The organism is Gimesia alba (assembly GCF_007744675.1).
In the GTDB taxonomy this organism is placed as follows: domain Bacteria; phylum Planctomycetota; class Planctomycetia; order Planctomycetales; family Planctomycetaceae; genus Gimesia; species Gimesia alba.
Map to the genome: position 1 here is coordinate 2,883,115 of NZ_CP036269.1, position 24,028 is coordinate 2,907,142.

The 24,028-nt window shown below is 50.9% G+C and carries 33 protein-coding genes; 29 read left to right on the plus strand and 4 right to left on the minus strand.

Annotated elements, in window-relative coordinates; translation table 11 throughout:
- Nucleotides 1-143: 143 nt before the first annotated feature.
- The 6 genes from Pan241w_RS10730 (at nucleotide 144) to Pan241w_RS10755 (ending at nucleotide 5,492) form a co-directional block, all read left to right on the plus strand.
- Nucleotides 144-707 (plus strand): hypothetical protein, encoded by a 564-nt coding sequence (locus Pan241w_RS10730; protein WP_145214950.1) that lies wholly within the window; start codon nucleotides 144-146, stop codon nucleotides 705-707.
- A gap of 134 nt (nucleotides 708-841) precedes the next feature.
- Complete coding sequence (locus tag Pan241w_RS10735) at nucleotides 842-1,435, plus strand: hypothetical protein (protein WP_145214953.1); 594 nt, start codon at nucleotides 842-844, stop codon at nucleotides 1,433-1,435.
- 205 nt (nucleotides 1,436-1,640) lie between these two features.
- Nucleotides 1,641-2,186 (plus strand): cysteine hydrolase family protein, encoded by a 546-nt coding sequence (locus Pan241w_RS10740; protein ID WP_145214956.1) that lies wholly within the window; start codon nucleotides 1,641-1,643, stop codon nucleotides 2,184-2,186.
- A gap of 140 nt (nucleotides 2,187-2,326) precedes the next feature.
- On the plus strand, nucleotides 2,327-3,322 hold the full coding sequence (locus Pan241w_RS10745; RefSeq protein WP_145214959.1) for a hypothetical protein: 996 nt from the start codon (nucleotides 2,327-2,329) through the stop codon (nucleotides 3,320-3,322).
- A 153-nt stretch (nucleotides 3,323-3,475) separates the two neighbouring features.
- On the plus strand, nucleotides 3,476-4,660 hold the full coding sequence (locus Pan241w_RS10750; protein WP_145214962.1) for a serine hydrolase domain-containing protein: 1,185 nt from the start codon (nucleotides 3,476-3,478) through the stop codon (nucleotides 4,658-4,660).
- Nucleotides 4,661-4,796: 136 nt separating this feature from the next.
- Nucleotides 4,797-5,492, plus strand: coding sequence for a class I SAM-dependent DNA methyltransferase (locus Pan241w_RS10755; protein ID WP_145214965.1), 696 nt, complete (start codon nucleotides 4,797-4,799; stop codon nucleotides 5,490-5,492).
- Nucleotides 5,493-5,568: 76 nt separating this feature from the next.
- On the opposite strand, the gene Pan241w_RS10760 is transcribed toward Pan241w_RS10755, so the two are convergent.
- The 3 genes from Pan241w_RS10760 to Pan241w_RS10770 are packed head-to-tail and all read right to left on the minus strand — an operon-like array spanning nucleotide 5,569 to nucleotide 6,937.
- On the minus strand, nucleotides 5,569-6,078 hold the full coding sequence (locus Pan241w_RS10760) for a DinB family protein (protein ID WP_145214968.1): 510 nt from the start codon (nucleotides 6,076-6,078) through the stop codon (nucleotides 5,569-5,571).
- Between the two features lie 43 nt (nucleotides 6,079-6,121).
- Nucleotides 6,122-6,571: an SRPBCC family protein gene (locus Pan241w_RS10765; protein ID WP_145214971.1), complete on the minus strand. Its 450-nt coding sequence runs from the start codon at nucleotides 6,569-6,571 to the stop codon at nucleotides 6,122-6,124.
- A 6-nt stretch (nucleotides 6,572-6,577) separates the two neighbouring features.
- Entirely contained in the window at nucleotides 6,578-6,937 is a 360-nt protein-coding gene (locus tag Pan241w_RS10770) for an ArsR/SmtB family transcription factor (RefSeq protein ID WP_232107413.1), read from the minus strand.
- A gap of 316 nt (nucleotides 6,938-7,253) precedes the next feature.
- On the opposite strand from Pan241w_RS10770, the gene Pan241w_RS10775 reads away from it, so the two are divergent.
- The 21 genes from Pan241w_RS10775 (at nucleotide 7,254) to Pan241w_RS10875 (ending at nucleotide 19,806) form a co-directional block, all read left to right on the plus strand.
- Nucleotides 7,254-7,859, plus strand: coding sequence for a hypothetical protein (locus Pan241w_RS10775; RefSeq protein WP_145214977.1), 606 nt, complete (start codon nucleotides 7,254-7,256; stop codon nucleotides 7,857-7,859).
- A gap of 60 nt (nucleotides 7,860-7,919) precedes the next feature.
- Nucleotides 7,920-8,222: a hypothetical protein gene (locus Pan241w_RS10780; protein WP_145214980.1), complete on the plus strand. Its 303-nt coding sequence runs from the start codon at nucleotides 7,920-7,922 to the stop codon at nucleotides 8,220-8,222.
- A gap of 36 nt (nucleotides 8,223-8,258) precedes the next feature.
- The gene (locus Pan241w_RS10785; RefSeq protein ID WP_145214983.1) at nucleotides 8,259-8,621 is read left to right on the plus strand and encodes a hypothetical protein; all 363 of its coding nucleotides are present in this window, start codon (nucleotides 8,259-8,261) and stop codon (nucleotides 8,619-8,621) included.
- Nucleotides 8,621-8,857: a hypothetical protein gene (locus Pan241w_RS10790; protein WP_145214986.1), complete on the plus strand. Its 237-nt coding sequence runs from the start codon at nucleotides 8,621-8,623 to the stop codon at nucleotides 8,855-8,857. Before Pan241w_RS10785 ends, Pan241w_RS10790 begins: the two co-directional genes overlap by 1 nt.
- A gap of 137 nt (nucleotides 8,858-8,994) precedes the next feature.
- Nucleotides 8,995-10,071, plus strand: coding sequence for a hypothetical protein (locus Pan241w_RS10795; protein WP_145214989.1), 1,077 nt, complete (start codon nucleotides 8,995-8,997; stop codon nucleotides 10,069-10,071).
- Nucleotides 10,061-10,690 (plus strand): hypothetical protein, encoded by a 630-nt coding sequence (locus Pan241w_RS10800; RefSeq protein ID WP_145214992.1) that lies wholly within the window; start codon nucleotides 10,061-10,063, stop codon nucleotides 10,688-10,690. Before Pan241w_RS10795 ends, Pan241w_RS10800 begins: the two co-directional genes overlap by 11 nt.
- A 70-nt stretch (nucleotides 10,691-10,760) precedes the next feature.
- Entirely contained in the window at nucleotides 10,761-11,360 is a 600-nt protein-coding gene (locus tag Pan241w_RS10805) for a hypothetical protein (protein ID WP_145214995.1), read from the plus strand.
- Nucleotides 11,361-11,374: 14 nt separating this feature from the next.
- Nucleotides 11,375-11,881, plus strand: coding sequence for a hypothetical protein (locus tag Pan241w_RS10810; protein ID WP_145214998.1), 507 nt, complete (start codon nucleotides 11,375-11,377; stop codon nucleotides 11,879-11,881).
- Between the two features lie 78 nt (nucleotides 11,882-11,959).
- Nucleotides 11,960-12,298 (plus strand): VOC family protein, encoded by a 339-nt coding sequence (locus Pan241w_RS10815; protein ID WP_145215000.1) that lies wholly within the window; start codon nucleotides 11,960-11,962, stop codon nucleotides 12,296-12,298.
- 105 nt (nucleotides 12,299-12,403) lie between these two features.
- On the plus strand, nucleotides 12,404-12,997 hold the full coding sequence (locus Pan241w_RS10820; RefSeq protein ID WP_145215003.1) for a DUF4291 domain-containing protein: 594 nt from the start codon (nucleotides 12,404-12,406) through the stop codon (nucleotides 12,995-12,997).
- Between the two features lie 191 nt (nucleotides 12,998-13,188).
- Nucleotides 13,189-13,989 (plus strand): hypothetical protein, encoded by an 801-nt coding sequence (locus Pan241w_RS10825; RefSeq protein ID WP_145215006.1) that lies wholly within the window; start codon nucleotides 13,189-13,191, stop codon nucleotides 13,987-13,989.
- A 22-nt stretch (nucleotides 13,990-14,011) separates the two neighbouring features.
- Nucleotides 14,012-14,881: an alpha/beta fold hydrolase gene (locus Pan241w_RS10830; protein WP_145215009.1), complete on the plus strand. Its 870-nt coding sequence runs from the start codon at nucleotides 14,012-14,014 to the stop codon at nucleotides 14,879-14,881.
- 24 nt (nucleotides 14,882-14,905) lie between these two features.
- Nucleotides 14,906-15,157: a DUF4282 domain-containing protein gene (locus tag Pan241w_RS10835; protein WP_145215012.1), complete on the plus strand. Its 252-nt coding sequence runs from the start codon at nucleotides 14,906-14,908 to the stop codon at nucleotides 15,155-15,157.
- 13 nt (nucleotides 15,158-15,170) lie between these two features.
- Nucleotides 15,171-15,887, plus strand: coding sequence for a hypothetical protein (locus Pan241w_RS10840; RefSeq protein WP_145215015.1), 717 nt, complete (start codon nucleotides 15,171-15,173; stop codon nucleotides 15,885-15,887).
- 155 nt (nucleotides 15,888-16,042) lie between these two features.
- Nucleotides 16,043-16,555, plus strand: a complete 513-nt coding sequence (locus Pan241w_RS10845) for a hypothetical protein (protein ID WP_145215018.1) — start codon at nucleotides 16,043-16,045, stop codon at nucleotides 16,553-16,555.
- A 51-nt stretch (nucleotides 16,556-16,606) separates the two neighbouring features.
- Entirely contained in the window at nucleotides 16,607-17,110 is a 504-nt protein-coding gene (locus Pan241w_RS10850) for a hypothetical protein (protein WP_145215021.1), read from the plus strand.
- Nucleotides 17,111-17,137: 27 nt separating this feature from the next.
- The gene (locus Pan241w_RS10855) at nucleotides 17,138-17,380 is read left to right on the plus strand and encodes a DUF6868 family protein (protein ID WP_145215024.1); all 243 of its coding nucleotides are present in this window, start codon (nucleotides 17,138-17,140) and stop codon (nucleotides 17,378-17,380) included.
- Between the two features lie 40 nt (nucleotides 17,381-17,420).
- Nucleotides 17,421-18,068 carry a hypothetical protein gene (locus Pan241w_RS10860; protein ID WP_145215027.1) on the plus strand — a complete coding sequence of 216 codons (648 nt, stop codon included), beginning with the start codon at nucleotides 17,421-17,423 and terminating at the stop codon, nucleotides 18,066-18,068.
- Nucleotides 18,069-18,155: 87 nt separating this feature from the next.
- Nucleotides 18,156-18,662 (plus strand): hypothetical protein, encoded by a 507-nt coding sequence (locus tag Pan241w_RS10865; RefSeq protein ID WP_145215030.1) that lies wholly within the window; start codon nucleotides 18,156-18,158, stop codon nucleotides 18,660-18,662.
- A gap of 3 nt (nucleotides 18,663-18,665) precedes the next feature.
- Nucleotides 18,666-19,358 (plus strand): hypothetical protein, encoded by a 693-nt coding sequence (locus tag Pan241w_RS10870; protein WP_145215033.1) that lies wholly within the window; start codon nucleotides 18,666-18,668, stop codon nucleotides 19,356-19,358.
- A 163-nt stretch (nucleotides 19,359-19,521) separates the two neighbouring features.
- Nucleotides 19,522-19,806, plus strand: coding sequence for a hypothetical protein (locus Pan241w_RS10875; RefSeq protein ID WP_198000465.1), 285 nt, complete (start codon nucleotides 19,522-19,524; stop codon nucleotides 19,804-19,806).
- 11 nt (nucleotides 19,807-19,817) lie between these two features.
- On the opposite strand, the gene Pan241w_RS10880 is transcribed toward Pan241w_RS10875, so the two are convergent.
- Complete coding sequence (locus tag Pan241w_RS10880) at nucleotides 19,818-21,503, minus strand: right-handed parallel beta-helix repeat-containing protein (RefSeq protein WP_145215039.1); 1,686 nt, start codon at nucleotides 21,501-21,503, stop codon at nucleotides 19,818-19,820.
- Nucleotides 21,504-21,699: 196 nt separating this feature from the next.
- Between Pan241w_RS10880 and Pan241w_RS10885 the strand changes: the two genes are divergently transcribed.
- Together Pan241w_RS10885 and Pan241w_RS10890 are read left to right on the plus strand one after the other, a co-directional pair.
- Nucleotides 21,700-22,332 carry a macro domain-containing protein gene (locus Pan241w_RS10885; protein ID WP_145215042.1) on the plus strand — a complete coding sequence of 211 codons (633 nt, stop codon included), beginning with the start codon at nucleotides 21,700-21,702 and terminating at the stop codon, nucleotides 22,330-22,332.
- Nucleotides 22,333-22,478: 146 nt separating this feature from the next.
- Nucleotides 22,479-23,984, plus strand: coding sequence for an SDR family oxidoreductase (locus Pan241w_RS10890; RefSeq protein ID WP_198000466.1), 1,506 nt, complete (start codon nucleotides 22,479-22,481; stop codon nucleotides 23,982-23,984).
- Nucleotides 23,985-24,028: the final 44 nt, after the last annotated feature.

Below are 24,028 nucleotides of genomic sequence, written 5' to 3' on the forward strand. Positions count from 1 at the left end.
TGGACGCTTTCACAAGCACTGTCGGACAAGCCGACAGTGGCACACGGCGGGCTGTTTTGCTACCACGAAAAACACGAAATGACACGAAAATTAGAGTGGGTTGGATTTTGATACTGTTCTTCGATATCGAAAGAGCGAAATTCATGTTTAATGATGGTCATGGTACGATCCTAAAATATGTTTGGGGATTTCACTTTGCAGACGGAGCGCCGCGACTTTCCGAAATCAGCGGGACGATGACTGAAATTACATCACTTCCTGTGCGGGTCGTTGGAAGAGAGACTGTCGATCCTGTTGGATTTTCTGCAGACCTTTCATTTGAGTGTCTTTCTGATGTGAAGGTGCATCTTTCTACTCACAACTCTCAACAGCGGAATACAAAATCAGACAGTCTCAGTATTGATCAAGGTCAGTTCATTACACTGAAAGGATCTAAAACCGACTCAACTCTGTTGTGGACCACTATATTGGCTCTGGAAGCGCTGGGAGGAGTCGATACATCTGAGAATCTTGATGAAGATCGGAGTGAGCGAGGCAGGAAGCAGCGTCAGAAATACAACTGTCGAATTAGCGAGGCCGAGTTACTGAAACGCCATCGTAAAACACGTTTCTGGGATCGGGTCTCGTTGCTGATTTTGATATTGTTATCACCGGTTCTACTACTTTGGATGATCTGCTTCAGTTTGTGGGAGGGAATTCGAAAGTGATTGATTTGCAATCATGAAAAGCACGAAAAGAAACAAATTATCGTGTTGTTCGACGCTGGTTCTTAGCACTGTTGGGCAAGCCAACAGTGGCACCCCTGGTGACTCTGATTCAATACGGTTAGTGGGAGGTTTGGATGTTTCATCGCTATGACAGTCCAGTATTTTATAAAGGTTTGGAATATCATTTTGAAACCGCGATTCCCAGCCTGACTGAAATCAGGGACAAAATGACAGAGGTTTCTTCGTTGCCCGTGTTGATCACAGAAGAAGAGAACCTGGAGAATCCTTCCTATTCAAATAAACTGGCGTTTGCCTGTCTGCCTCAAGTGAAATTGGGCCTCGATTTTTCTCAGGAAGCAAAGATCGTTTCGCTGGAGCCCTACATCGTTGAGAGAACCTTATGCTGGACCATTGAGCTGGCGCTGAGAAACCTGGGGGGAAGGAAAAAGTGCAGAACCGCCGTTGAAGATCCCGATGAGTACGAGCGGGCTGAGGCGAGATGCGGAAAGCAAATGTATTACTATTGTCATTGTCTAAGTGAAAGGGATTTACGCCGGCGCCATCGCAGGACATTGCTCTGGAAATGGTATGCTGCTTTGATCGTTTTGCCCAGTTCGTTGATTCTGTATCCTTTCTATTCGGTCTGGGAAGAACTGAAATCATTTTGGAATGGTGTAAAATCATTCTGGAACAATCTGGAATGGGATTTTAAGTGGGACAGGAAATGAGTGAAAACTGATACTGAATATTACTACCACGAAAAGCACGAAATGAGACAAATTATTGTGTTGTTGGACGCTGGTTCTCATCACTGTTGGGCAAGCCAACAGTGCCACCCAATCGAGTCTTTCTGGAGTGGTGTGTTGGATGTTGGCGGGGTATGATGCTGGTTCTTAGAGTCTGTTCTTGTTGCATAATGATGAAGGAGATTTCATGAGTCGTGCTTTGCTGGTGATTGATGTGCAGAATGAGTATTTTACGGGGGCGCTGCCGATTACTTATCCGGCGGGGCATCTGGAACGGATCCTGGAGGCGATGGACGGGGCGACGGCAAAACAGGTGCCGGTGATTGTGGTGCAGCATCATTTTACTGATCCCGCCAAGCCATTCTTTCAGAAAGGGACGCCGGGCTGGGAACTGCATCCGGAAGTCGCGCGGCGGCCGCATGATCTGCTGGTAGAGAAAGAGCTGCCGGGCTGTTTCACCGGGACGGAACTGGAAGGCTGGCTGCGGGAACGAGACATCGATACGCTCACGATCGCCGGTTACATGACGCATATGTGTTGTGATACGACGGCCCGGCAGGCGGTGCATCGCGGCTTTACCGTGGAATTTCTGAGCGATGCGACGGGCACGCTGGCCTTGTCGAACTCAGCGGGCGACGTTACCGATGAAGAACTGCAACGTTCCATTCTGTGTGCGCAGCAGATGATGTTGAGTGAAGTGCTGGATGTGGAAAACTGGCTCGGGCGGCTGTGAGAACAAATAGCCTGTCAATCTTCTTTTTTCTGTAATATGAATTCCCGCGATCTCGAAAATATTTTCTTAGAACCGATTGAGGATCTGATGTAAAATAGGCTTTAGACTTCTTTGATGACTCGATTAAGGAAGGAAAAGCCATGCAGACAGTAACCCCGGAACGAGTGGCGGCGAAATTAGCGGAATTGAAGCTGGAGCTGTCTCCGGCGATTTCCTATCGACTGGAGACACTGTTTCCTTCATTGGAAGGCTGGTTTGTGAACCGGAAGCTCAGGAAAAAATTCTGGCAAATACAAAAGCTGGAACCATTGCTGACGGAATTGCTATTGGAGCACGAGGAAGTTCAACTGGTACTGCACGGTAATGAAGGAAGACTCACAGATATATTACTGACAGGGTCGATCTGGATTGGAACCACATCCTTCACGGCTCTTGTTTTTACAAATCTACGGGTACTTAGTATTCGGACCGATGGTGAAGACACTCCTCAGAAAACGTTCTGGTCGATTTATTACAGCCAGATTCAAAGTCTGAAACTCACTATATTTGAAAGTGCCAGGTTTTCTCTGAAAGATGGCCGAATTTTATTGTTTTCGGCGATATCAAAAGAAGAATTGGATCGAATGCAGGAGACCGTTCAGGAAAACTGCGACCAGTTTCGGAATCAAGGATTTGATCCCGCGGTCACTCAGTCTCGTGAACAGCTTTGTGGGCACTGTTTCGATGTTATTCCCGCTGGTGTTTATGATTGTGAAAGTTGTGGCGCCACGTACTGGACGCCTGCGGAAGTTGGGATTCGCAGTTTTCTGTTCCCCTCCTGGGGGGATTTTGTGATGAAGCACGACGCGCTGGCAGTCATGGAACTCATTGGTTTTTGTCTGTTACTGATATTTACACTGGCTGCTTTTTCCGAGGGGAAGTATGTGACGGGGATGGCAGTCTTTTTCATGGCCAGCCTGGCAGATGCGATGATGAGTGTGCAGATTGCTACCAAGGCGTTGCATATAAAAACAGCTCCCCACGCTGGTTCTGAAACTCAACAGTCGTTTGACTGGGAAGAGGTGCAATCTGTGCAATCGGATTTCCGCTCGGATTATGCGGATTATCGGGTTGCGGCCTCTACGGATCAATTGTGAAGCCTGGGCGGATCGTATTTCGTTGATTTGGTGATCCGCTCTGTTTTTCTGAGATGCGTCAACGCTCGGCGCTGCCGATTCACGATAAAGAGTACACGGATGATTGTAATCCGGGCCTGTAATCTTGAGTTTTGTGTGTGGGGAGTTTTGCTGATGACTGTTTTACGACGCTGGGCCGCTCTGTTCTTGATGGGGGGCGCTCTGATCCTCCAGCAGAACGTTGTGCAGGGACAGACGATTAATCACAAATTAGAGCCTTATCTGAAATCGGCGAATCTGCCGGCTGTAGCGGCCGCGGTGGTCGAACGGGGCGTACTGACGGAATATGGTGCGGTCGGAACGCGCAAAATGGGTGCCGATATCCCGGTGACGGTTTTTGACAAATTTCATCTGGGTTCCGATGGCAAAGCGATGACCGCGACTCTGGCGGGGATGATGATTGAAGAAGGCAAACTGAAATGGGATTCGACGCTGGGCGACGTCTTTCCCGAATTGAAAAAATCGATGGCACCCGGCGTTGAGAAAGTGACGCTGGAGCAACTGTTGTCGCATACGAGCGGCATGCGTGCCGACGATGAAAACCTGATGAAACTGCTGAAAGATTCTTTTGATGTCGACGGCGATTTGAACGATCAGCGGTACTGGCTGTTGAAGGAGTCGGTCAAGCTGCCTCTGGTGGCTGAGCCCTCGAAGGCGTGGGCGTATAACAACCGCGGGTATACGATTGCGGGTGCGATGATTGAACGCGTCAGCGGCAAACCGTGGGATGAGTTGATTGTGGAACGCATTTTTGAGCCGTTCGAATTGACGACTGCCGGCCTGGGAACTCAGTCGACACTGGGAAAAATCGATGCCCCACTGGGACACGTGATACAGAAAGACGGCAAGGTCAAGTCGTATATGGCGGGGCCGAATGCGGATAACTCGATGATCCTTGGACCCGCGGGATGCGTGCATCTTTCGATTCTGGATTTAGCAACCTGGGCAGGCTGGAACGCCGGGAACGGGACGCGGATGCCTTGTAACATTGTCAGTCCGAAAATGGTGGAGAAAATTCATAGTCCCGTGTTTACGATCAAAGGAGACAAGCCGGCTCGTCCGGGAACGCCTCCCAACGGAAAGTATGCCCATGGCTGGGGCTGGTTGACGGTCGACTGGGCACCGTACCCCCTGCTCTATCATGCTGGTTCGAATGGGAAGAACCTGGCGCAGGTCTGGATCGATAAAGAAAAAGACATTGCGATTGTCGTTATGACCAATATCGGCGGAGTGAAGGCCGATGAGGCGCTGCGTTCGATTGCAAAAGAGCTGTATGAAGATGCGGTCGCGCAGTATTAATTCAGGCGGCTGACAAACGGGATCAAATCTGGACTCCGCTCTCTCATCAATTGATGGGGGGGCGGAGTCTTGTTATAAGGTGGTGTGACTGACGCGGGGCTTATGGCTTTTTACTTCTTCCCGGAACGGACGCACCATGTTGAATCCCATGTATTCCGAACACGCAGACGACTATGCGACGGCGATTCGCAACAACAGCTATAACGCGTTATACGAACGCCCTTCTCTAATGGCGTTACTGCCTGAGTTGAAAGAAAAAGCGGTACTCGATCTGGGCTGTGGGCCGGGCGTGTATGCGGAATATCTACTGAGCCAGGGCGCACGCGTGACCGCCGTCGATCGTTCGCCGGAAATGGTGGCGCTGGTCAAACAGAGGCTGGGTGAGGCGGTCGCTTGCTACGAGCAGGATCTGGCGCAGGGGCTGCCTCAGGAAGCGGACGCGGTGTATGATCTGGCGATCTGTCCTTTGGCGATCCATTACCTGGAAGATTTCACGCCCCTGTTTCGTGATGTCCGGCGCGTCCTGAAGCCGGGCGGCTGGTTCGTGTTTTCGACGCATCATCCGTTTGTCGATTATCCGTTCTCGCCGAGCGGCAATTATTTTCTGACGGAAAAGATCGTGGACGAGTGGGATACGGTCGGGAAACCGGTGCGGGTGGAGTTCTATCGGCGGCCTCTGTCGGCCATCATTCAACCTCTGTTGGAAGCGGGCATGACGCTGGTGGCACTATCCGAAGGGAAACCCGACCCACAAATGGAACAGAGTGACCCGGACAGCTTTCGCAAGCTCTCGACGGAACCGGGGTTTCTGTTTGTGAAGTGTCACGTTTGATTCAAATACTGAGTGCTGCTATCACTCTTGCGGTGAGTTCATTTCACCGCAAGAGTCTGACTCATTTTGCTGTGGTTTATCCAAACACTGGTTTCATACCCAGGGAAGTACGAATGGTGGCCAGCTCTCCGGCGTGTAGAAAGTCGTGTTGCGATAAAGCATGCACTGCGGTGATTGCGTTTTCGGCAATGGGTGCGACTGCCTCGGGAGAGTCTTGCCAAAGTGCATCCTCCTCCAGAGTCTGCGCCCATTTGATGAATCGATCGCGGGCAGTCTGCATGAGCTCCAGCATTTCTTCCCGGCCAGGATAGTCAGCGGGATTGTTGCTGGGGATAGAGCCGTTGGAAAAACGTTCATAGTGCCCTTCGGGCAGACCACTTGGTTCGTTGAGAAATGCTGAGACGAATAAATCATCGGCGAATGCCAGATGGCCCATCACCCACAGGGCATGGTTTCCACCGCCGACGCGTACATATAACTGGTCGTCGGAAAAGGTTTCCAGTTGAGAAAGTACAAAGTTTCGCGAACGCTGAAGTTGCTCAATTCCAAACTCTGACATCGAGTGTGTTTGTTGTTGGGTCGTCATGAATCGTCTCCTGATTTGGGGTGATTAAGAGGAATAAGAGGACTTAACTGGATTGTTCGGCACGTTGTTTGATTTGCTCCAGATTGTATTTCCAACCGGGCACGACGCCTTCTGCATGCGACGGATCGATATGACCCGTGGCGCGATGCAGGAACGCCAGTGTTGTCGTGTCTCCGTTTTCGCTGAGGCGATATTGAATATGAGACATGACTGGATAGGACATAAACAGGGGGCCGGTGATTTCAATCAGAGTAGGAGGCTTGATGACCTGCACGTGGCCCCATAAATGTCCTGCTCCCTCTCCCAGATCGCGAAACCAGCGCCCGCCGGGCCATGCTTCCAGTTTCATGGGGAGCGGTGTTCCATCCGGCATTGTTGAACCGGGGCCAAGTTGTTCAAGGATCGCTTCGAATGACTGTTGAACAGAAGCGGCAATTTCAATTTTGCGTTCAATGTGCAGCGAGGAGAGTGAATTGTCTGTGGCGGTGACCATATCTGTCTACCCTTCTTTTTGTTTCCTGGTTTTCTTTTGTTCTGCCGCTTTCGCCTCTGCGACGGCTTTAATATTTGCTAACTGGTGGTCCCAGAATCGTTCGAATGTCTGTACCCAGTCGAAAACTGGCTTGAGCTGTGTTGCATTCAGGCTGTACCAGCGGTGTTTGCCTTCTTGTCTGACAGTCACCAGGTTTACCTCACGGAGTACACGAAGATGTTTGGAAATTTGCGGTTGGGCAACGCCAAGCGACTCAGCCAGATCATTGACGGAACACTCTTTTCCCGCCAGTTGATGGATGATGTCGCGTCGTCGCTGTTCGGCAATCGCGTTAAATGCGTCGGTAGTTGTGGGTGATCTTGGCATGTCGATTATTGTATTCCCATATGGGAATATGTAAAGGGGCGTTTTATAAAAAAAATGATTTTCGATGCGAGTTCACAGATTTGACTGATCTGTGTTGGGTTACTGGAGCTGAGACTGGGCTGTTTGTTCTACTTGCGATTGCTGGTAAGATATGTCTCTGATTGAAGAAGATTTGATGGAAAGGAAAGGTGTTTCGAACAGATGCAGGAAATCAGTCCTTTGGATGAACCCGAATATTTTTGCCCGCGAATTATTTATTGACGAATTAAGAAATACCAACCTTTGATTGACAAAATAGATTGATAAAAGGGAGATCATGAAAGACGATTCGAGTGAGCCTGTCGAGAATACAGATGAAAATCCGAAAGAGCTTGTACTTGTACTTTCCCCTACTGTGCTTAGGATGGGCTCAGTTGTGATTGTGTGTTTGATCCTGTTAACTATCTATGCAAAAAACATACGCGAATTCCTGATACAGGAATCCACCAGTTCACTGTTGCTGGGGATTTTTCTGGTTTCAGAAGTCATTCAATTTTTCATTTTGATTTACAACAGATTAAAATTGGATTTTTATCTAAACACAGATCCCGTGATTCAAGATCAGGATTCGTTGCGATTATGGAAAACCGTTGTCCAATCAAATCATAAATGGGAGCGAGTCGGTTTGGTGCTCTTATTCGTCCTCTCGCTGCCTGTAGGGATGCTGGTTGGTGGTAAGAGTGGATTTGTGACTGTGGATATGGGGATCGTGTTTGTTGTTTGGGTCTTGCATTTAGTATTGAACGCGTGGAGTGGTTCTTCACAGGACAAAATGAAGGAACTGGAATGTTCAGACGAAACAGCGAACGCAGAATATCGACGCGTGTGCAAGGCGTGGGGGCGCCAGTTATCACCTGATTTTAAGATTGAGCAGGATGCATGAGACCTTTGATACGCCATTTTATGAGAGACTGATAGGGAGGCGTCTAAGTTGGACCCAGCAATGATTGGAATAGTTGGTGCTGTTGGCGGCACTTTGTTGGGAGTGCTGGGAGGCGTCTATGGCACTTGGAGCGGGATCAAGAAAACGAAGGGCCCACGAGAACGGGCGTTTGTGGTGAAACTGTCTGTCCTGTACTGGATTGTGGTTCCTTTGTTTGTGGTGTTGGTTTTTGTATTGCCCAAGCCTTGGAACCACTATGTCTGGCTGCCTTATGGGTTGTGGCTGAGTTATACGATTCGTGACAGCAGTCGCAAACAACAGGCGATTCGGGATGCGGAGGCGGCTTCGAAAGAGATGCCGTGAATTTTAAATGAATCTATTTTCAGGACGATCACATCAATGAAAGGTATTGAAAACTTTTACCAGATCAGCCCCTGGCTGATGCTCGGTCTGGAATGTGCGGCACTGTTTTTGGTGTTCTCCTGGCCGATGGTCAAAGGAAAAACGTGGTTGGTATCTTCGCTGTTCCTGTTTTTGCTGGTTGATTTGTGTACGCAATTGTTGGAACTCAGCTCTAATTCTTCTGATCCTGTACTAATGGGGCCGGATGAGTATCAGCAACTCTGGAATGACTGGTTTCAATTGAGCAGTCTGGCCCTGGTGGGAAAAGTGCTGTTTGTGATCGCCTTGTTTCAGTTAGGTGTAGGACTGAAACGATTCCAGTCACTCGTTTCCTCTGACTATGAAGCGAGGGAAATCTGATGGACTTCGTGCAACTCTGCTTACTGGGAGTGCTGATTTTGTTGGTCCTGCTGATGCCCTGGCTGATGGTGGTGGCTGTGAAAGATCTGTTTCGACACAAAGGGAGCACGGGATCGGGCGGCGGAGGAATCATCGGAGCCATGGCCGAAATGGATCGGATCGTAAACCCCGCAGGCCAGCATGTACAGGAAGCGAAAGAAGTGGAACGCGAAGAAGAAGGCATCGGCGGGGAGTGATTTTTCGAGGATGTTAAAAAGTTAGCACCTTTTAACCCTCTGGATGAAATTCCGAAAAAACGTGCGTTTGCTGACAAAATCAACTATCATAGCAGGTGGAAAACAGACTCTCTCTTTTCTCATCGGGAGGTGCTCTCATGACTCAACGTGCCTGCTGTCCTTATTGCGGAGAACGTGTCTCCGACAAAGCGGTGCGGTTGTGGGATGGCAGGCGGTATTGCCGGAGTTGCATTAAGAGTGTGTCGCCGGAGCTTTACGAGTTCGCACGGAATGGCGGGCAGTTGGTGGATGTCGTGAAGGCGTCTGATGTTCGCTCGCTGCTGTATTTGATCAATTTTGGAAAACTGCTTCTGGTGTTTACCTTTCTGTTTTGTTTCCTGTTTTGGGGGCTACTCACTCTCATTGGAGTTGGGAAAGAAGAAGATCCAATATCTCCTTGGACGCTGTTTGCTTTTTTTGGCGGCGGAGGCCTGATTCTGGTTCTGCTGAAGTCGTTGATTTTGAAGATCATCAAGCATTTTCATCTTCCCCGAATTCTGAAATTCAAAAAGGGAGAGCTCATCGTCCGATATGGCAAAAAACAGAAGCGTTTTCCGCTTGAGAAATGCAAATGGTATGTGGGCACTACTACCCTCTGTGATCTGATTTGTCTGTATACAGGACTGCGGCAGGGAATTGTTTTTCAAACTCCCGACGGCTTTTTTTCGTGTGGGCATTCTCCTGAAACGCTGAAACACTGGTATGCTTTTCTCAGACTGATGCGTATGCCCCGCCTGCCTGTACCTCGTTCGGTTTTTTATATTCCGTATGGTAGCCTGGGAATGGTTGTGGGAACTCTCGTGGGGTTTGGACTCGGTCACATTGTGGCGATGATGACGGGGCAGGAACGCTGGATTCCCGGATGCCTGCTTTTGGGTGCGTTTGAGGGAGGGCTGATCGCGTCCATGTATGTTTATTATAGTCACTATGCCTGCCAGAATGCGTATCAACGATTTCAGCCTGCGATCTGGGGACTGCTTTTTTTCATAATGGGGGCCACGACAGGATTCATCGGGGGAAATCCCGCCGCTTTGTTCACGGGCAGTCTGAATGGGATGATCGGTGCCGTCGTAGCCTGGTATCTCCTCGCACAGAGATCAGAACTGAGTAGTGAGGAAAAAGAAAAGGAACTCCGTCAAGGCGAACTGAAAGAAGTGCTCGGACATGAACACTAAAGAGCGAGTTTATCTGACTTTATTTACGGTTTCTGTGATCGTTTATTTTCCGTTTGCCCACTGGATTTCGACGACCCCTGTGGGGACGGAATTATTTCTCTTGGGTGTGATTTATTATGGTTTTGCAGGACTGGCGGCTGTTGTGGCGATACCGGGATCACTGGTGGCGCTCTGCTTTCAGAAGACACGACGTGATGCTTTGCTGGTGTTGGTTCTGTCGCTGGTTTATCTGCCTCTGGCATTCTCCGGAATCGCTATGGGGATGCATGTTCGAATGGCGCGCATGACTGATTTCGCGGAACGAAGCCAGCCTTTAATTGACGCGATCAATCAATACAGCGACGATCACGGCGGACCACCTGAGACGTTGGAGCAACTGGTACCAGATTACCTGCCGGCTGTGCCGGGGACAGGCATGATGGCCTATTCTGAGTATAAATACTATGCAGGCGCGGAAGCCCGCGAACGATATCAGGAGAATCCGTGGGTTCTGGTAGTAGACACGTCCTGGGGAATGAACTTTGATCAGATGTTGTATTTCCCAAAACAGAATTATCCCAAACAGGGTTATGGCGGAAATCTGGAACGACTGGGCGAATGGGCTTACAATCATGAGTGATGCACAATGCATGTGAATTTGCTAAAGTAGAACACAACGATTTCGTGAGACTTTGGCTTCTGGAGGCATTGTGGGTACGGATATTACGGCGTTTGTTGAAAAAAGATTTTGTGATGAGTCGTCTGGCTTTTCCGGCAGACCGGAAGAGCCTCCCTGGATATTGGGAAGGTTCTGGATGGGGCGGGATTATGATCTGTTCGACGCACTGGCGAACGGAAGGAGTGATCGGTTGGACCCCGAAGAGGTCGATCGTCATGCCTTGATCCCTCCCCGCGGCATCCCGAGGGATCTCAGTTATGAAGTGGCGCTCGAATATTATGACCTGATTATTGATCCTGCTGGCATTGACCCACGAGTTCCCGTTGGTTATCAGACCATCTCGAAATCAGAAGCGAAGCAGCGGGTCGAAGCGGGACTGGCCCATTATGGGAAAGTTGCTGCGTTCTGGCCGTACTCTGAGAAAAAACCCCTGTGGAACGTGGTTTCAAAGCCGTACTTACATAACGTGGGGTGGTTGACGTTGGAAGAGATCAATCAAGCCCTGGACCATTTCAAGATGCCTTTGGATGACGTGGATATCGAATTTCTGGCCTTGATGCACGCCATGGAAGTATTTGATCAGGAGTCAAGTCCGATGGAAGTGCGTTTGACTTTCTGGTTCGAGTCTTGAAAACGAGAGTGAGCATGACTCCCGAAAAACTGGTTCAAACGACCGGACTTTTCTATCAAAGTCTGATTCACCCTGCCCCCGATGATCCGGAGTTTCGGGCTGGTCTGGATCGGTTCTGTCAGTTGCGTGATAACCTGGATCGAGGTCTGGCGCTGCAGCTGATTCAGGAAGTGAACTGGCGGGATCGCCTGCTGGGCTTTGCTGTGGCGGCGTTGCTTCAGGACTGGTCACTCTCATCCGCGATTCTGGAGACATTGCAGCGACCCACAGGCATGGCTATTGTGCCCGCGGGAGCCTGGTTAATAATCCAGCGTCGACGCGCTTCGAAAGCGTCACCTGAACTCGATCTGTCTGGGTTTGATCTCACTCAGTTTGATGGCGAAGTGGGTTGGGTTCTTTCTCGGCTGCAGGAGGAGCGAGAGGGTGGATTCTCTGTTTCTCCAGAGGAGACGGGGCCGAATTACGGTCAGTCGCTTCAAGATCAACTGGGGCTCTATGAGTTTCTATGCGCATTTGCCTGATTCGTGGCGAACGTTCGTCGGGCTGTTGTGTCTTGACTGGTGTCAATCACTGTCTGTTTCCCTGATGCGAGAGAACTTATGGCTGCTCAATTGAATCTGCTGGTGCTGCGCTGTCGGGATCTTGCTGCCTGTAAAACGTTTTATGAGCATCTCGGTTTTTCCTTCCAGAGAGAACAACATGGAACTGGGCCGATTCATTATGCAGCGCAGTTGGAAGGGCTGGTGTTTGAACTGTATCCGCTGAGCGAGGGAGCCGAATTAGAGCTGACGCGGTTGGGATTTCGCCTGTCGGTGGAAGGTGACTTGAGAGAGATCCTGGATCGAGCTGGAATTGCCGTTTTGAATGTGCTCCCACACGCGGAGTATCCTGTGTATGTCGTTCAAGATCCGGAGGGGAGGAAAGTGGTGCTCTCCTAATCGGGATAAATCAGAATCGGGAGAAACCGGGGCTAACGCCCTGCGGCTAATTGGGGTGTTCTGAATGATGGAACTGACTGGTTAATACCGAGTGAGTAAAAAAAGATGACGAGCCTGTATGAAATTCGAGCCGACTATGATCGTGAGACGATCGTCGTCTATCAGGCTTACTCGTCGCAGATTGCCGATGCAGCATTAAAGGCGCAGAAGTTTGTGGCACCGTTTTCGTTTCAGCGGATGACGTGGATTAAACCTTCGTTTCTGTGGTTGATACATCGCAGCAACTGGGGGCAAAAACCGGGACAGACGCGGATTCTCGGCGTACGGATCAGACGAGACGGCTGGGAGAAAGCGTTGTCACTGGGAGTGTTGACATCGCCGGAAAAGCAGGTTTATGCATCGAGAAAAGTCTGGGAACAGGAATTCAACAAGGCTCCCGTACATATTCAATGGGATACCGAGCGCAGTCCGCGGGGGGCGGCCTTGCCCTGTTTCAGTATTCAGGTTGGCTTGAGCAGGCACATCATTCGCGAGTTTGTGGATGAGTGGATTGTGAGTATTGAAGACTTAACTCCCGTGGTTCGCAAACTGAATGCAATCCGTAAAGGGAGCAGCAAAAGTCTCAAACGTTTTCTGCCGCCGGAAAAAGTTTATCCCGTCTCTGCGGAATGGGGGCGAAAGTTGTTGATTTCCCGCTGATATTGATTACAAGTAAAGCCTGCTGCTTGGTGAATCATATTGGCGGGCAATTTCTGTTCCGCGTTACGTTCGTCGTGTTCCTCTAGATCGCGTCACATTTAATCATAGCGTATTTCAATCTAATCTACTCGGTCCAAATGGCCCTGGAGACGCTACAGTAAAACTGGATACAGTCTGAAAGGTGTACCGGGATGGCCATTGAGGGAGTCAAAATTGTTGACAGCGATTTTGCCTGGGATATTTTTGATGACTTTTTCGAACGCTTTGATGCCGGGGCCGCGCCGGCTGCGTTACGCAGAGAACTGACCGAAGAATACGAGGGAGAGCTTCTCAGCACGCTGGACCGGGAACTGTTTCTGACGACGCTGGCCGAGTGTCTGTGGAGTGTGGGAGAGCCGGTGGTCGAACTGGCGGATCAGATTCAGGACATGCTGGACCGCGATGCGACGGCGGCGGAATGGGACGACCTGTATCCGGAACGGAAGAAAGTCCTCAAACGGTTTCTGACCAGATTGAACAAACCGAAGACGAAACCGGTAGCGCGGAAGAAAAATCGTGCTCCGAAAAAACTGCTGTTCGAAGTCGGCGACTATCTGGTCTTCACCAAACAGAACGGCAAGCAGGTGCCTGTGATCATGTGGGGACTGGAACGTCGCGGCGGAGTGACCTATCTGTTTGTCTGTCCCAACCTGTCGAAAACGGACGATGCGGACTTGATTCGGAAGCTGCTCGATACCAGTCAGCCGCTGTCGGATCTGGAACTGACGACCTTTTTCCATCGGGACAAACATGCGAAAAACACGGGGATCGAACACAAGACTCTCAAACCCTATGCGGAACGTTTTCGCAAATTTGGCAACCGGAAATTCAGTGATGACTGGTATGGCAGCCCTTCCCTGACCGCCTTCGATTTTGATACGTTTGAGAAGTGCATCAATGAATGCGGCTCGCGGGCATTGACTCCCGAGGAACTGAAACTGACGGGCGGATGAGCTCAGAACGGGAAAGGGAACCATGTCAAACACGGATTCAGGAACCTTTACGACGTCCGATGGTGTCGAACTGCATTTTCTGGAAGCAGGTGCGGGACCGACGCTGGTCCTGCTGCCGGGCTGGTCGCTGACGGCGGCGCTGTTTCACAAGCAACTGGATGAATTGAGCGACACTTATCGCTGTCTGGCATTGGATTACCGCGGGCATGGCGAGTCGGCGAAACCCGATTATGGTTACCGCGTCTCACGGCTGGCGAAGGATCTGCGCGAATTTCTGCAGGCGCTGGAACTGGATGAGGTAATTCTGCTCGGGCATTCCGCCGGTTGCGCGGTGATCTGGAGTTATCTGGATCTGTTTGGGGAAGCGGGGATTCGCGGGCTGATTCTCTGCGATCAGATGGTCGCGCGCCTCCGTCGCCCCGAATGGTCTAACGAAGAATGCCGCCACTATGGTGCTTCCGTGGGGGGAGACGAACTGCTGGCGCAGGCGGAACTGGTGGGAGGCCATGAGGGACCTGCGAAGTCAGCCGAGTTTCTGGCGAGCATGTTTACGAAATCGTTTTCGGAAGTGGAACTGCTGGAAGTGATTCAGGAGAGTTTGAAATTCCCCCGCCCGTATGCGGCCCAACTGTTGCTCAGTGTGAGTGAAGCCGATTATCGCGATCTGCTGCCACGGATTACATTGCCTACCCTTTGTATCGGCGGCGAAGCCAGTCATCTGGGACCGGCTGTGATGCCCTGGATTGCGGAGCAGATTCATGGGGCAGACGTTGTGATGATCGGCGCGGACGCAGGAGGCAGCCATTTCATGTTTCTGGAGAACCCGCAGGCGTTTAATTTAGCCGTGCGGGAATTTTGTGATACACTGCGGGCAGACGATGAACGAATTTGAACTCCAATGAAAGGGAAAACTGACATGCGTGACGTCCTCTTTTTTGATTCGATGCTGACACCGAAAGTCATTACGTTCGTCTACTGGCTGATGCTGGTGGTCGTGCTGATTTCCGGTTTGAAAACTATTTTCGGTGGATTCGGATTCTCATTTGAGAAGCTGATCGTGGGTTTGTTGATGATGATCAGCGGTGCGGTTGGTGCCCGGATCTGGTGTGAGCTGCTGATCGTGTTGTTCAAAATTCATGACAACGTGAAAAAGATGGCAGAAAAGTAGGATCTTTTTTGTAATGCGAAATCTGGCGTTTGGCAGACTGTTCGGTTTATCGCTGGCGGTGATTTCACTGGTCGGAGCCGTTGTGTTTGGGGTTGCTGCCTATCGATATAATGTCATGGTTCACCGCTGGAATCTAGCCAGACCGATGGAGACGCGAGTAGATCTCTCGCAGCCGGGTAGTCTTTCCGTTCCCTTTCATCAGACCTGCTCAATTTCACATGGAGAAGGTGTTTTTCTGGATTGTGAGATCAGAGACGAAGCAGGCCAGATTCCCGATGAAGTGCTGAAAGGCTTGGCTGGTTCCCTGGTGATTACAGATTCCGCAGGAAATGAAATTGCGAATCGAGATCTTACAGAGTGGAAGACGCCGCCTCCCGGCCAGCCGATTGTTTCGAGATATTTGGTCAGTGGTGAAGTCATGCTGACAGAGATTCCAACATTTAAAACCGGAGCGTATACGGCAACGGTCACCATTGATGAGGGAGCACCTGCATTGGCCGATCACACACAAACGATTTATGCGAAATACCGATTGTGTGGCATGGAGCAGATGCCGGTTGCTGTGTTCGGTTTTTTCGCATTTTGTGCCGGCGTGGTTTTTCTGATTGCCGGGCTGGTGGTGATTCCCAATTTCTGCCGATTTGGGATCTGGAAGCATCAAACTGCAGAAGAGGTACTAACGGAAGCACCGCAAGATGAGACAGATCCTCCCGGGGAATGGTTTGTTTAAGCAGGAGAAATCAAAGAACTGCTTTCGCAAAAGAAAATATTTGTTAAACTGACGTTTGCAGGCACTCTCGAATGAAGTCTGAAGATTGGTTCTTCAGCCCTTTTGTCAGCGTGATTTACCATGCGACGATCACCACCATCGAGAGGAGTTGAACCATGATCACTGAGACAAGTAGCCTGCTGGCGATCTTTGGAATCGCCGTGACTTTGTCTGCTTATCTTTCAGCCATCAGACTGATGGCGATTCAAAAAATTCAGGATGTCACAGGGGACGATCAAAAGGCCGCGGATAAAAAATGGGGCCTGTATAAGAAACTGGGGTGGCTGACTCTGGCTGATTTTCCCATGGTTCTTTCCGCTTTTTTCCTGGGGATCTATCTCCTCTGGGATGTATTGAACCTGGATCAAATCTGGAACAAGTTTTCAAACCAAGATCCGCGTCCGTGGTTTCAGTTTAATGGATTACGACTATTTCTGATTGCCGGGACGGTGATGGTGTTCCTGCATATGCTGGCCTGGTGGAAAACGGCTGAAAATTTACTCAACGGAAAAAAAATAATAGAGCCGGAACCTTCCGTCGATGTTCCGGCCGGAGATTCGTCAAGCAAGCAGACACAAATCAAACCGGAAACGGAAAGTGATGTTGAATCACCGCCTGAAAAGTCCTAAATTGAGTTGAGTCATTGCTATTGAGGGACATGAAACGAGAATTCATCAACCATGAAGATCCAGCAGGAAATCGCGAACTGGGACGGGAAGTCGGTCGAGGCTTTGCAGGCGATTTATGATTGTCACGGCCTGGAACGCGGATTCGGTGCGGCTCTCATTCCACTGTTGAAAGAACCGGGGTTGGAACGCGGGGCGAGTTGGTTGTTGAAACTGTATCTGGAAGAAGGGGGCGTGTTGTCCCCGACTGAAGTCAAACAGGTCTTTCAGTCTCTGTCTGAAGTGAAAGAGTGGGAGACGGCGCTACATCTGCTGCAGTCTCTGCCTTATTTGACGATCGGGAAACGGGATGTGAAACAGGTCGAAGCGTTTTTGCGGCGTTGTCTGACGAGCGAAAATAAATTTGTGCGGGCGTGGGCCTATAACGGGTTTTATGAACTCGCGCTGCAGCATCCGCAATTCAAAGCCGAGACAGATCAACTGCTGGAACAGGCGATCGAAGACGAAGCAGCGTCGGTCAAAGCGCGGGTGCGGAATATTTTGAAACAACGTCTTTAAACTGTCGAGTGGTGAAGGAGTATCGATATGGATCTTGAGACACTGACTTCATTTTTTATGTGGTGTACCATATTCAATGGCGGCCTGTTGATTTTCTGGTCCCTGTTCTGCCTGTTCGCACCGAATCTGGTTTATCGTTTGCAAAGTAACTGGTTTCCCATGTCACGCGAAACGTTTGACGTGGTGATTTATTCCTTTATCGGTGCGTTCAAGTTGCTGTTTATTGTGTTTAGTTTAGTGCCTTATCTGGCGCTGTTGATGTTGGGGTGAGTTGAACTCGTTGGTTCCCAGAATCTTGAAAAGCAAGCTTATGACTGAGACTGAGAACGAGGTTACAGACAATTCAGAAATCATATTTAGCATTCGGTCTCTTGTAATTGTTTATTTTATTTGGTCTTGGCCGTTTACTTTATTTGGGCTGGCAGTCAATGAAGCGAATCGAAGAGTGGGAGAACCGATCATTTTTCCGTTTCTGTCCCCTTCGGGTTCAGAGGGGATCTATGAATTTATTTTCTTTCCCATTGCAACTACCGCAGATGTATTTATCCTGCTTTGGCTATTGCGATTCGTCTTGCCATTTCGGCTGAAACATAAATTGGTCTGGAATAGCTCCTCGGTTTATCAGAAAGAGAAACCAATCAAAAATGACAAACCGGCTATTTTTACGGCGATATTTGGTTTAATAGCAACAGCGGTGTTATACTTCGCGGCAACTCATCTACGGAATGATCGATCACAGCGACAACCTTTCATTTATTGGGAAGGACCTGCTGCGGACGATATGGAATGGATACTGGTCTTGGGGTGGACATTGTCTTACCTGGCGGTGTGTGGATATGTTTTTGTATCGAATTATTTCGACAGCCGCTGGAATACTCTAGCGGTCGTGGGAATATTCTTCGGTTGCATGAATTTTATTTTGAGTTGTGCTATCGGCACGATGCTTCAGGCTGACTGATGGGATGATCTAGTTTTTCGAACAGGAACCCCTGGCAAGCGCTATTGATGTTGGGGTGAGTTGAGTTTAAGTGAAATTTGCAGAAGTATGACATTTCAACCATTTCAGGGAGTCACCGGTTCCCTGCCCGGCGAACGGGACTTTGATCCCCATGTGGGAGATCTGGATGCGCGAGTGGCCTGGGGGAATTTTGGCGGTTTGACTCTGGCGGAGGCGTTCCACAAGTTTCAGAAAAGTCCCGATGAGTACCAGGAAGATTTTATGTATATGGGGGGCAAGGCGTTTGCCTATTACTTCCCGGTGCTGGAACGCTACCTGATGGTCACGCCGGTCTGGTACGAAGATGATGGCATCGTCTGGTGCCAGATCCTGGGATTGGGGGAAGCGATCCAGTTTCACTTCTCTGAAAAATGCCTTCCTGAAGTACAGGAACTGGTACCACGCGTGTTAGCCTTGATAGAACATGTGAAGGAAGCGGTCGACGTGTCCGCCCATAGCAAACATCCCTACTATTCCGATCCTGAGATCTATGAGCATGTGATTGAAGAATGGGAGAAACTCGAACAACACCTGGGGCAGTTTGGGAGTGGTTGAGCAATGAATCAGAATGAAGAAACCTCCGAGAAGGTGAAATTACAGCTGACTGATTCTGTTAAGTTAAACGAAATGGGATTTGTATTTGAGATCAATGTGATCGCCTGTTTTTATGCAGTCTGGGTATTTTTATTTGCGTCATATGGGTTGAAGGCCAACATTAATAATCTGACAAATCATTTACCTCCTGTATTCGGATTTTTGCAGATCTTTGGCGATGCTTTTACCAGTTTATGGTATAACCTGATCTTTTTTTGTCTTGCTTCTAGTGGTCTCGTTATAGGATTCTTGTTCGGACTGCGTGCTCTATTTCCAGAACACTTGAAGCGATATCTCTGCTGGAGATTACCGAAAGGCTTTCAGTTTGAGAAGAAAAAGGAAAGTGCCTGGCCCGCCGTTTTGACGGTTTTGGTGTGTTTCACTTCCATAGCGGTATTGTTCTTCGCTTTAACTCATCTTCATGTAGATCGGACTCATCGATTGCCTGTTATCTCCTGGGAAGGACCAGCTGCCGAATCTATTGATTGGATTTTCGTACTGGGTTGGACTTTCGCTTATCTGACAATCTACATCGGGGCTTTCGCCGATTCTTATTTTACCAGTCGTTGGAACTGGCTCATCAAATTCACCTCTGGTCTTCTCGGTGTTTTGATTGTCACTGCTTTTATTCTTACCTGCGCGGTACTCGAAGACTGATTTTTCAATTGAGATATCCATGAAACAGAAAACGGTCAGAATTATCCTGATTTGTCTGTCCGGTCTCATAGTATGCGTTCTGCTGCTTACCAGGTCTCTGAAATCTTATAATGCTTCGCAGGGATATTGGGAGGCGGAGATTGGAAATGCAGGACCTCACACCGTGCTGACGCTACGACTGACAGGGGGAGAAGCACAACCCTGGCACCGCGTGATTGTCTTTCAAAATATCGGGGCAGAAGCGATACAAGCGAGTAAGTTCAAGCTGCCTGATGAAGCCGTTCAAATGCCCGGTGCCCGGTTGACGTTTCAGGATATCACACTGCGTCCCGGCCACGTGGCCTTTGTTTGGCAGGGACATGAGTTTGTGATGATGTCAAACTGGCTCCGAGTCGATGGGAAAGAATACGGCTGGGACGAACAGGAAGTCATCATGTTGGTAGATTGACTACACACGTTCTAATCAGCGGGTTTATGTAACAGATTCCCCTGCATCATGCCGGTTTCACCGCTGATCGAGACCACCTTATCTTTCGGATTGGCTGAGATCGCGGTATTGTCGAAGACATTCGCGGGGACTTTTGCGTTTTGGATCACCAGCGCGGTGCCGTGGAAGTCGCTGATTTTATTTCGGGTTGCGAGAACCGTCGCTTCGCTGGCCTGGAGTGCGTGTCGCCAGTGATGGAATTTATTGGCGATCAGGGTGACGTCGGAACCGGGGAGTGCCCAGACTCCGAAGTTGGGGGGGCCGACTTTGCGGAGTGAGGTGCCTGCGAATTCGTTGTTTTCGGCGCGGATCTTACCGGCGACGCGAATCCCGGCGACTCCGCCGCCGCGAATGATGTTGTCGGTGAGTGTGACCTCGGACCCATTGAAAACCATCATGATCGGGGGCATGCCCCCTTTGCGTGAGAGTTCATTGCCTACCAGACGTACGGTCCAGCCCCCGTTGACGCCGACCGCGACCCGGGCGTTGTCGATGATGCGGTTATTGATCAAAGTCGAACGGCCCGCTTTGCAGGGAGCGAAACCGATGCCGGAGGCTTTGTTGTGGTGACAAAAATTGTTGATCAGCATGGTGACGGCGTCGCTCTGCTGTCCGATGCCGGATTGTCCGTTTTCAAAACATTCGTTGCCGACAATGGTGGGCGTGGCGTGAGTGCGCGAGCCGATGCCGGCGAGTTTGTTTTTATAGCAGCGATTGTTGCGAATGAGCGGCGCTGCTTCTTCGCGTGTGCCGATGCCTGCCATGTCGTTTTCATAACACTCGTTGTTTTCGATGATCGGGCGCGTCTCGCCGCCGGTCCGCACGCCGATGCCGGCACGGCGGTTGTGATAACACTTGTTGCCGCGAACCAGCGCGTGCGAGCCTTCGCTGATGCCGATGCCGGCGCGGATGTTTTCGTAGCAGGTATTGTTAATGACGGTTGGGCTGGCGTCGTCGTGACCGATGCCGGCGTAGAAGTTCTGGAAGCAGATGTTTTCTTCAATGATGGCGGTTGACTTCTGCATCGAACCGATGCCGCCCCCCATGTTGCGGTAGGTGATGTTGCGATAGATGTGGGGCGAACAGCGTTTGCTGGGTGCGCTCTGGATGGCGATGCCCGTATAGCCGATATGATGCACGATGTTATTGGTGACTGCGCAGGTCACGCCGATAACTCCGATGCCGGCGGTGCCCGGTGCGCCGATGTGTTCGTGTGACTGCTGTTCGCCGTGCGTGGCGTGGTGCTTGTTCCATTTCGCATCGTCGTACACGCCGACGTTGGTGACGGTGAACCCGTCGAGCGTGCTACGCTGGGCCATCGTGACGCCGGCCCCTTCCCCCTGCTCTCCACCGCCGTCAATGATGGTGGCTTCCGCCCGTTTTAAGCCGAGCGTGCCTTTCGTATCATCGCCGGTACTTTTCAGGATCAGGCCTGCTTTGAGTTTGATGCGTTCTTTGTAGGTCCCGGGAGCAACCAGAATGGTGTCGCCGGCTTGTGAGGCATCAACGGCGGCCTGAATGGTTTTATGCTGTTCCGGAACGCGGATTGTCTCGGCAGCGAGGGATGAAACAGCAAGTAGGGGAACGCACAAGATGCCAAATCCCAGTAGTCGTAAGCGGCGGATGTTTGCCTGTCGGTGATCGTTGCTTGAGCACATCGCAGCGTCTCCCTTTTAGAACCAGTGATGGAGTGAATCTGTCTCTCTCTATTAAGCTACCAGAATAAATCTGCCGATCAAGGGGGGAAATGAAAGCGACGCTGTTTTAGGAAACTCTGGTGACTGCCGACTTGTCACCTGAACAAAGCTGTGATATAAATCGGGCGCGTCATTTAGAAAGGACCCCTTCTGACTTATGGCATTGCCCATTGATCTCTGGTTAATTCATCCTCAAACCGAAATGTGCGACGCGTTTCGCGATCGCTTTGAAGACCTGCCTCGCGTAACGGTGATCGAGAGCCGTTTTGAAGACCTGCCTCCGCACGACTGTTTTGTGACGGCGGCGAATGCGTTTGGAATTATGAACGCTGGCATCGATGCGGCCGTTGTGCATTTTCATGGCGAAGACCTGATGCGGCGGATTCAACATCGTATTATGGATGCGTATCTGGGCGAGCAGCCGCTGGGAACTTCGTTTATTGAGCCGACGGGCAATCCCGAATATCCGTATGTCGCACATAGCCCGACGATGCGTGTGCCCGGCTCGATCTCGGGGACGGACAAAGTGTATGCGGCGACCTGGGCATCGCTGCTGGCCGTGTATCAGCACAATGTCAGTCAGCGTGAGAATGAGCACGCGAAAATTGAAACGGTTGTGTTTCCCGCGATGGGAGCCGGCTTTGGCGGTGTTCCTTTTCAGGAAGTGGCTCGGCAGATGGTGGTCGCCTATCAGCATTATCTGGATCCGCCGCACCGGATGGACTGGGATATGGTGATCCGACGGCAGAAAGCGATTGCCTACGATCAGGGGCAGTTGGTCATTCGTTAAGCATACTTTTGCTTTCAAATTTCCCTGCTTTTCTCTGAAATTCCGAATTCATCCCTGATCATCGGAGAACGGCGGACTATACTCCCGCAGGTACTGAAAAGTCCACTAACCGGTTTTGTCCTTTCTACTAATTTTATGGGTGAACTGTGCCGGAGTCTGTCGCCGCTGAGGAAAATCTCGCTGAAGCCGGGTTGATCTTATTGACCGGGGCGACGGGATATGTGGGCGGTCGATTGTTACAGGTGCTGGAGCAGCGCGGGGCGAAGCTGCGTTGTCTGGCGCGGCGGCCGGAGATTCTGGAACCGAAAGTAGCCGCATCAACGGAAGTGGTTGCCGGCGATGTGCTGGATCGGGCCAGTCTGAACCCGGTGATGAAGGGGGTGAAGGTTGCCTACTATCTGATCCATTCGATGGGGGCGACCGGTTCGTTTGAAGAAAATGATCGTCAGGCGGCCCGCAACTTCGCGGAAGTGGCCCGAGAGGCGGGGGTCGAGCGGATTATCTATCTGGGCGGCCTGGGAAATGAGGACGAAGAACTGTCGGCCCACCTGCGGAGTCGTCAGGAAGTCGGGCAGATTTTAGGTGCAACGGGTGTGCCGGTACTGGAATTTCGCGCGTCGATTGTGATCGGCTCGGGAAGTCTGTCGTTCGAGATGATTCGCTCGCTGGTGGAACGGCTGCCGGTGATGATTACGCCCAAATGGGTGCAGCGGGCAGCCCAGCCGATTGCGATTGAAGACTTGATTGCCTACCTGATCGGGGCGCTCGAAATGCCGTTCACGCAGAGCCGGGTGTTTGAAATTGGGGGCGCCGATCAGGTGTCGTATGCCGACATCATGCGCGTGTATGCGAAGTGCCGCGGCACACGTGTGCGGATGATTCCGGTGCCCGTGCTGACGCCTTATCTTTCGAGTCTCTGGCTGGGGCTGGTGACTCCGTTGTACGCACGCATTGGTCGCAAGCTGATTCAGAGCATCGTGCATGCGACAGTCGTCCAGGATCAGAGTGCGCTGGTCGCGTTTGAAATTCAGCCGATGGGAATCGAGGCGGCAATCCGACGTGCGCTGGTCAATGAAGACCGGGAGTTTGCCGAGACACGCTGGTCAGACGCGCTCTCTTCTTCAGGAGCATTGCCGGCCTGGGTAGGCGTCCGCTTCGGTTCACGGCTCGTCGACTTGCGGAGCATCAAAGTCAATCAACCACCTGAGGTCGCGTTTCAGCCGATTCAGCGGATCGGAGGCGAAACCGGCTGGTATGCCTGCAACTGGCTCTGGCATCTGCGCGGGGCGCTGGATTTGCTTGTGGGCGGCGTGGGTATGCGTCGGGGACGGGCACACGCGGAACATCTGCGGGTGGGCGACACGGTCGATTTCTGGCGGGTGGAAGCGTATGAACCGAATCATCTGTTAAGGCTGTCGGCCGAGATGAAGCTGCCCGGACGTGCCTGGCTGGAGTTTGAAGTGACGGGGGACGAGGCATCGTCAACGATCACGCAGACGGCCATATATGATCCGATCGGTGTGTGGGGCCGGATTTACTGGTATGCGGTCTGCCCGCTGCATCATTTTGTCTTTTCCGGCATGCTGAAAAACATTGCCGCCGCGTCACAAAAGAGTGAGACACGCGAACCGGATGTGATTTCACAACGGTAAGTGGAATTCTTCCCCCACCCTGCTCTGTTTCTGATTCCCTCTGG